This is a genomic window from Bradyrhizobium sp. (assembly GCF_030693485.1).
Classification (GTDB): Bacteria; Pseudomonadota; Alphaproteobacteria; order Rhizobiales; family Xanthobacteraceae; genus Bradyrhizobium.
On record NZ_JAUYAN010000368.1, the window covers coordinates 1 to 7,343 of the forward strand.

The window sequence follows — 7,343 nt, forward strand, 5'->3', positions numbered from 1 at the left end:
GGGAAATCTCCTGGGTCGCCGCGCCCTGCTCTTCCACCGCGGACGCGATGGTCGATGAGATTTCGGACAGTTTTTCGATGGTGCCGCTGATTTCCCTGATGGCATTGACCGAGTCCTGGGTCGCCGCCTGGATGCCGGTGATCTGCTGGCCGATCTCGCCGGTCGCCTTCGCGGTCTGCTCGGCGAGCGCTTTCACCTCGGAGGCCACCACCGCGAAACCGCGGCCGGCCTCGCCGGCGCGGGCCGCCTCGATGGTGGCGTTCAGCGCCAGCAAATTGGTCTGTCCCGCGATCGTATTGATCAGCTCGACCACGTCGCCGATGCGGCTTGCCGCCTTCGACAGTTCACTGACGCGGTCGTTTGTGGTGCGGGCCTGGCCGACCGCCTCGGTGGCCATCCGGGCCGATTCCTGCACCTGACGGCTGATCTCGTTGACGGAGGACGCCATCTCTTCGGTCGCCGACGCTACCGACTGCACGTTGGTGGAGGCCTCTTCGGAAGCCGCCGCCACCATGATGGTGAGCTCCTGCGCGCGTTCCGCGGTCTCGGTCAGCGTGCTGGCGGAAGCCTCGAGCTGCGTCGCCGAAGAAGATACGGTCTCGACGATTTCGCCGACCGCGCCTTCGAAGTCGTCGGCGAGCTTGATCATCTCGGCCTTGCGCTGCCGGACTGCGACCTGATCCTGCGTGATCTTGGTTTCCGCCTCGTCGCGGGCCTTCTGTTCGGCATTCTGGCGAATGACGGTGACGGTCTTGGCGAGGTCGCCGATTTCGTCGCCGCGACCGGCGCCGGGAATGGCGATATCGAGATTGCCGCCCGCCATCTGTCCCAGTGCGCCGTTCAGCCGGGTCATCGGACGCGCAACGCCGAGGAAAGTGAATATCACCGACGCGATCAGCGAGACCACCACCACGATCGCCACGATCATGCTGATGCGGTTGGCTTGCGCGATGGCCGCCGCAACTTCCTGCTTCGAGGCATTCATGCTTTTTTGCGCACTGGAAACCGCGACTTCCATCAGCTCGCCGGCCTCCCTGACGACATTCGTCGTGCGCTTAGCAACGATCTCGGACTTCAGTTCCTCGATCTTGACGGCCTCGTCATTGGCGGCCAGGAAGCGTTTCACGATCTTGTCCAGCGAGCTGATCACGACCAGCAAGTCCCTGTCGTCGGCCTCGCCGCGCAACTCGTTGAAATTGTTCCTGAGCGCGGTCTGGGTCTTCGCAATCGAGCCGATCAGGCTGGCATCGCCGGTCGCGCCCAGCCGCCAGACCATGGCCTGCAGCGCGTTCACCTTGATGTCGGCCTGAAGCAGCAGCTTTTCGATCTCGGCGCGGTTATCCAGCCTGGCCAGCGCGGGCGAAGTCTGTTGCGCGGCGATGGCCTTGGCCCATTCAGCCGATATTTCCGATCGCTTGTCGATCTGCGTGAGCAAGTCGCGTTGCGCCTTCGCAAGTTCCTCGATGCCGGCGCTGTAGCTGGCCATCAGGGACTTGATTTTCTGCAGCCGGTCGCTGGTTTCGGCCAACCGGGCGGACGCCAATGCGGCATCGATTTCTTTGGCTTCAATCGTACCGAACTGGCGCATCTCGGCGACGGCCGTGTCGACCTCGGACGGGGTCCGCGCCAGCCGGATGCCGCGGGCGGCGAGTTGCACCTGGCGCATGTTGAGGTGGGCCGCGAGCGTGTGTTCGGCCACAAGCTGCAGCCGATCGGTCCGGTCATTCGCGGCAGTCACGGTGGATTCGGTCGCCCACTGATTGGCAATCAGGCCGACCGCCAGCAACACGCCGACGACGCCGGCAAGACCCAGTTTGTTACCGATGCGATTGAGCTTGATCATGGCGGGGGGTCTCTGGGCTGAGCGCGTTGGCGCTTCTGATGTTAAGTCGCGCTTTGCAATCCGGCAACGCGAGGTTGATCGCATCAGACACTACATGTGTTGTGCCAGTGTTAATTTGTCCGCCCGGCCGCGACCATTTTTGATGGAACCAGGAGTTGAAATGCAGCGGACCACACCTAGCGCATCAGTTCGAGCGCATCGGCGAAGAACGCCGGGCCGCCGAAATTGCCGGATTTCAGCGCCAGCAACATGTCACCGCCCTTGGCGCCCACAGCGCGCAGAACCGGCACGCCTGCGGCGATTTCCGCGCCAACCAGAAAACCTGGAATGCCGAGCCGGTCGACCACCGCGCCTGAGGTTTCACCACCGGCCACCACCAGCCTCCGCACGCCCGACGCGACCAATCCTTCCGCGATATCGGCCATGGCCTGCTCGATGGCATGTCCAACTGCATCACGGCCATGTCGCGATTGCAGGGCTGCGACCTCTTCGGGCGTGGAACTGCTGGCGATCAGGACCGGGCCTTCGCCAAGCCGCTCTATGGCCCAGGCCAGCGCACGCCGGGCTTCCTCTCTGCCGGCGATGACCTGATCCGGATCAAGATGAAGCACCGGCATTACCCGCTCAGCACTCGCAATCTGCTGCAGCGTCGCCTGCGAACAACTGCCGGCCAGGCAGGCCGCCGGTCCGCCGATCGCCGCATCGGCTGCCGCATCGGGTGCGCTCGATGTGAGTTTTCCCGAGGCCACCAGCGCGCGGGCGAGCCCGAGCCCGATGCCGGAGGCGCCGACGGAGAGCCGATGATCCAGCGCCACCGCGCCGATGGTTTCGAGATCGCGGTCGAACACCGCATCGACGATGGCGGCGCCAAATCCCTTGCCGGCAAGATCGGCAAGACGCGCGCGAACCGCATCCGCGCCGCGCGCGATGTCGGCAAGACCGACCAGCCCGATTTTGGTCTTGCTCTGCCGCGCCAGCACCCGCACCAGATTGGAATCGTGCATCGGGTTGAGCGGATGATCCTTCAGGGGACTCTCGTTCAGCGGCACGGAGCCGACGAACAGATTGCCCTGATAGACGGTGCGGCCGGTCTCGGGAAATGCCGGCGTCACCAGCACGATCGCATCGCCGGAATCGGCGCGCAGCGCATCCATCACAGGACCGATATTGCCGGCGTCGGTGGAATCGAAGGTCGAGCAGATCTTGAACAGCACATGGCCGGCGCCGTGCCCGCGCAACCATTTTTCCGCCGCTCGCGAGCGCGACACTGCGAGGCCGGCCTCGATCGACCGGCTCTTCAGCGACACCACCACGGCATCGACCTCGGGCAGCGCGAGGTCGTCGGACGGCACGCCAATGGTCTGCACCGTGCGCAAGCCGCAACGGGTCAGGGTATTGGCGAGATCGGAGGCGCCGGTGTAGTCGTCGGCGATGCAGCCCAGAAATATCTTTCGGGCGAGGGTCACGATTTCACTCCGGCATAGGGCTTGAACCAGCCGAGGCCATCCGTGGTCTTGCCGCGCGGGTTATATTCACAGCCGACAAATCCCGGGTAGCCGAGCCGGTCAAGTTCGGCGAACAGGAACGGATAGTTCAACTCCTCGCCATCCGGCTCGTTGCGCGAGGGAACGCTGGCGATCTGGACATGGCCGATGATGGGCATCATCTCGCGCAGCCGCATGGTGACGTCGCCATGGATGATCTGGCAGTGATAGATGTCGAACTGCAGTTTCAGATTGGGGATTTTCAGCTCGTTGATCAGGTCGCGCGCGAAGCTAAAATCATTCAGGAAGTAACCGGGCACGTTGCGCGAATTGATCGGCTCGATCACGACATCGAGGCCATGCGGCGCGAAAAACTCCGCCGTCCAGGCCACCGATTTGTAGAACGCCTCCAGCGCCAGCCGATCGCCCCTGTCCGCAATGCCCGCCATCAGATGCAGCCGCTTGACGCCGGTCACCTGCGCATAAGGCAGCGCGGTGCGCAGGCTCTGCTGCAGATCGGCAAATCGCTCAGGCAGCGCGGCAAAACCCTTTTCGCCGGCATCCCAGTTGCCCGGCGGCAGGTTGAACAGGGCCTGGGTCAGGCCGTTGGCCTTCAGCCGCTTGCCGACCTCCTCTGCCGGATGGTCATAGGGAAACAGGAACTCGACCGATGTAAACCCTGCTTTCGCCGCCGCCTCAAAGCGGTCGAGGAACGGGACCTCGTTGAACATCATCGAGAGATTGGCGGCGAAACGGGGCATCTGACGTCCTCTTGTTCGTGAAATTTACTTAATTTCTATTTGGGCTCGCCAGGCAGATGCGTGCCGGTGACGCGGGCATACATCCGCGCCACCGAGGCATCGTCGTCGCGGCCCATGCCGGAGGCCGACGTCATCAGGAACATCTGCAGCGCCGCAGCCGACACCGGCACCGGAAATTTCGCCGTCCGCGCCATGTCCTGGATGATGCCGAGGTCCTTTACAAAGATGTCCACCGCGCTGCGCGGAGTATAGTCGCCGTCGAGCACATGCGGCACGCGGTTCTCGAACATCCAGGAATTGCCGGCGGATGCCGTGATCACCTCATAGACTTTTCGGATATCGAGGCCCTGTTTCGCAGCGAAAGCGATCGCCTCCGAAGCGGCGGCGATATGCACGCCGGCCAGGAGCTGGTTGATCATCTTGAACGCGGCGCCCTGCCCGGCGGCATCGCCGAGTTCGTAGAGCCTGGCGGCCATCGCATCGAGCGCCGGCCTTGCTTTCGTGAAAGCCGCGGGGCTACCCGAGGCCAGGATGGTGAGCTCGCCCTGCGCCGCGCGCTGCGCGCCGCCGGAAATCGGCGCATCCAGATAGTGCCGGCCGGTCGCTTCAAGCTGCTTCGCCAGCCGCCGCGCCACATCGGGATCCATGGTGGCGGAGGAGATGAACACTGCGCCGTCCGCCAGGGTTTCGGCGACGCCGTCCTTGCCGAACAGGATGGTCTCGGTCTGGGCGGCGTTGACGACCACGCTGACGACGATGTCGGCGCCGCCGGCGGCCTGTGCCGGCGTCCTGGCGCCGCCGCCACCCTCGGCCACGAACCGCGCCACCGCATCGTCGGAGACATCGCAGCCGGTAACGTCGAAACCCGCGCGCCGCAGCGAGGTTGCCATGCCAAATCCCATCGAGCCCAGCCCGACAACGGCAATACGCGGCTTTTGCGTTACGGATTCAGGCATGAAGACTCCCCGGGCTTTGTCAGTGCCGCATTTCACGGGCGGCTTTGCCTCTGGGTATCACGGCTTGGCCGTGCTGCCAAAGCATGAGACAAGCGGCAAAGTGGGCGATGCCAGGATATGCCGGGATACTGCCATGACCGAAACGGCCTTGCGCGATGAAATCTGCCGGCTCGGCCGCTCGCTGTTCGAGCGCGGGCTGACGCCGGGCTCCTCGGGCAATATCAGCGTCAGGCTGCACGACGGCGGCTGGCTGGTAACCCCGACCAACGCCTCGCTCGGCTCGCTGGATCCGGCGCGGCTGTCGCGGCTCGACCCGGATGGCCGACTGGTGTCCGGCGACGCCCCGACCAAGGAAGTGCCGCTGCACACCGCGCTGTACCAGACCCGCAGCGCCGCGCGCGCCGTGGTGCACCTGCATTCCACCCATTCGGTCGCGCTGTCGATGCTGCCGGAGATCAATCCGCGCGCCGCCCTGCCGCCGATGACGGCGTATTACCTGATGAAGTGCGGCGCCACCGCGCTGGTGCCGTATTATCGGCCGGGCGATCCCGCCGTGGCCGATGCCATCAAGGGGCTGGCCGGAAAATATTCATCGGTGCTGCTCGCCAATCACGGGCCGGTGGTTTCAGGCGATACGCTGGAAGCGGCGGTGTTCGCGATCGAGGAACTGGAAGAAACCGCAAAACTCTATCTGCTGCTGCGCGGGCTGAACCCGCGTTATTTGTCGCCGGAGCAGATTGCGGATCTGTCCAAGACGTTCGGGCTGGTGTTGCCGGAACATGGACACAATTAAAGCTCCGCCCGTCATTGCGAGCGAAGCGAAGCAATCCATTCCCAAGCGCAAAAGGGTGGATTGATTCGTCGCTGCGCTCCTCGCAATGACGAATTACAGCACCGCGAGCTGCTTGTTCTTCAGGTCCGTTACCAGCATCAAACCCGGTGCATGCGTCATCGCGAACGGCAATCTTGCGGCGGCGATCACCGCCTGCGGGGTGACGCCGCAAGCCCAGAACACCGGGATCTCGTCGTCTCCCACCGGCACCGGGTCGCCATAGTCGGGTTTCGCGATATCCTCGATGCCGATCGAATGTGGATGGCCGAGATGAACCGGCGCGCCATGAACGGCGGGGAATCGCGAGGTGATCTGCACCGCGCGGATGGCGTCCGCCGGCCTGAACGGCCGCATCGACACCACCATCGGACCGGCGAACGGGCCCGACGGCGCGCATGCGATATTGGTACGGTACATCGGCACCCGCACGTTGCAGTCGATGTGGCGAATCGGCAGATCGTCCGCCAGCAACGCTTCCTCGAATGAAAACGAGCAGCCGATCACGAAAGCAACCAGATCGTCGCGCCAGTGCGCCATGATATCGGTCGGCTCCTCGACCACTTCGCCGTCGCGCCAGACCCGGTAGCGCGGCACGTCGGTGCGGATGTCGAGATCGATCCCGAGCGCGGGAATGCGGGGATCGCCGACCTCGGACATGCCGATGATCGGACAGGGTTTTGGATTGAGCTGGCAGAACCGGTGAAATGAGGCCGCGAGCTTCTCCGGCAGGATCGCCAGATTGCCCTGGACGAAGCCGTTGGCGATGCCCGCCGTGGTGGTCGCCATCCCGGCGCGGCACGCCAGCCGTGCCTGCAGGCTCGAAAGCATCGGCTCGCCGTGGCCGCCCTGCTCCTTCTTCGTCAGACCGACGTTCATTCAAGCGCTCCATGCCTCGACAGGTGGTGCCGGATAATCCTACCATGCCGTCAGACGATACGCACACCCGCTTTTCCGGAACATTGAATGACCCAAATCTCGACCAACCTGCAAATCGACTCGGCCCGCCTCTGGGATACCATCCACGAAACCGCGAAATTCGGCGCCACGCCAAAGGGCGGGGTGCGGCGGCTGACGCTCGGCCCCGAGGACAAGCAGGTGCGCGACTGGTTCCGTGACGCCTGTGAGGACGCCGGCCTCGAGGTCCATGTCGATGCGCTGGGCTCGATGTTCGGCCTGCGCCGGGGGCGCGACATGTCGAAGCCGCCGGTCGGCCTCGGCTCGCATCTCGATACCCAGCCGACCGGGGGCAAGTTCGACGGCGTGCTCGGCACGCTGGCGGCGCTCGAGGTGGTACGTACCCTCAACGACGCCGGGATTGAAACCGAAACCCCGATCTGCATCGTCAACTGGACCAACGAGGAGGGTTCGCGCTTCGCGCCGGCGACGATGGCATCGGCGGCCTATGCCGGCGATTACACCACCGACGACATTCTCGGCCGCAAGGATATCGCCGGCGTCAGCGTCGGC

General features: G+C 64.4%; 7 protein-coding genes. 2 read left to right on the forward strand and 5 right to left on the reverse strand.

Going from position 1 to position 7,343, the window contains the following annotated elements; all coding sequences use genetic code 11:
* The 4 genes from Q8N40_RS26590 to ltnD form a co-directional block, all read right to left on the reverse strand.
* Positions 1-1,843, reverse strand: a 1,843-nt coding sequence (locus Q8N40_RS26590) for a methyl-accepting chemotaxis protein (RefSeq protein WP_305713934.1), incomplete at its 3' end; no start/stop codon positions are given.
* Between the two features lie 176 nt (positions 1,844-2,019).
* Complete coding sequence (otnK, locus tag Q8N40_RS26595; protein ID WP_305713935.1) at positions 2,020-3,309, reverse strand: 3-oxo-tetronate kinase; 1,290 nt, start codon at positions 3,307-3,309, stop codon at positions 2,020-2,022.
* Complete coding sequence (otnI, locus tag Q8N40_RS26600) at positions 3,306-4,088, reverse strand: 2-oxo-tetronate isomerase (RefSeq protein ID WP_305713936.1); 783 nt, start codon at positions 4,086-4,088, stop codon at positions 3,306-3,308. The genes otnK and otnI overlap by 4 nt, the downstream gene beginning before the upstream one ends.
* A gap of 35 nt (positions 4,089-4,123) precedes the next feature.
* Positions 4,124-5,044, reverse strand: coding sequence for an L-threonate dehydrogenase (gene ltnD, locus Q8N40_RS26605; protein ID WP_305713937.1), 921 nt, complete (start codon positions 5,042-5,044; stop codon positions 4,124-4,126).
* 133 nt (positions 5,045-5,177) lie between these two features.
* Here ltnD and Q8N40_RS26610 point away from each other — a divergent pair, with 133 nt between their 5' ends.
* The gene (locus Q8N40_RS26610) at positions 5,178-5,837 is read left to right on the forward strand and encodes an aldolase (RefSeq protein ID WP_305713938.1); all 660 of its coding nucleotides are present in this window, start codon (positions 5,178-5,180) and stop codon (positions 5,835-5,837) included.
* Between the two features lie 93 nt (positions 5,838-5,930).
* On the opposite strand, the gene Q8N40_RS26615 is transcribed toward Q8N40_RS26610, so the two are convergent.
* Entirely contained in the window at positions 5,931-6,752 is an 822-nt protein-coding gene (locus tag Q8N40_RS26615) for a putative hydro-lyase (protein ID WP_305713939.1), read from the reverse strand.
* An 87-nt stretch (positions 6,753-6,839) separates the two neighbouring features.
* Here Q8N40_RS26615 and Q8N40_RS26620 point away from each other — a divergent pair.
* On the forward strand, positions 6,840-7,343 hold a 504-nt coding region (locus Q8N40_RS26620; protein WP_305713940.1), incomplete at its 3' end, for a M20/M25/M40 family metallo-hydrolase.

Coding starts and splice junctions, on each gene's coding strand:
- ltnD (WP_305713937.1), bottom strand. CDS start 5,044: ATGCCTGAATCCGTAACGCAAAAGCCGCGTATTGCCGTTGTCGGGCTG.
- otnI (WP_305713936.1), bottom strand. CDS start 4,088: ATGCCCCGTTTCGCCGCCAATCTCTCGATGATGTTCAACGAGGTCCCG.
- Q8N40_RS26615 (WP_305713939.1), bottom strand. CDS start 6,752: ATGAACGTCGGTCTGACGAAGAAGGAGCAGGGCGGCCACGGCGAGCCG.
- Q8N40_RS26610 (WP_305713938.1), top strand. CDS start 5,178: ATGACCGAAACGGCCTTGCGCGATGAAATCTGCCGGCTCGGCCGCTCG.